The organism is Pseudarthrobacter sp. 10T415, from assembly GCF_056394175.1.
On the sequence record NZ_JBFTHJ010000089.1, the window covers coordinates 1 to 371 of the forward strand.

1 protein-coding gene is annotated in these 371 nt (G+C 58.2%); it reads left to right on the forward strand.

The window, feature by feature from the left end:
- Positions 1 to 181 precede the first annotated feature (181 nt).
- Positions 182 to 371: anion permease (locus AC1DBN_RS21590; protein ID WP_477724214.1), on the forward strand; the 190-nt coding region annotated here is incomplete at its 3' end.

A 371-nucleotide genomic window follows, 5' to 3' on the forward strand; every position in this document is an offset into this window, starting at 1 on the left:
TCGTCAAGGAGGCCACCGACAGCGTGCGCCACCGGTAGGGGCATTGCACGCTTCGGACAAATCCGTTCGATGTCAGATCCTGACGGCTTCCACTCAGCTTGGCGGCGTCGGCGTCACGCTGGCACTTCTGCCGAAAAAGTCATATAAACCATAAGCAAAGACGACTGGGAAGGATCGCACCATGCTTGCAAAACTGAAAGCGGCGTTCCAATACTTCAACAGCGTAGTCCCCTTTAGACTCGGCCCCGCCCTGATCACGACGGTGGTGTTGGTCACCCTGCTGCTGTGGCCTGTGCCAGAGGGACTCACGCCCAAGGCCTGGGGTCTGGTTGCCATCTTCCTGACAACCATCGTGGCGATCATCCTGAAGG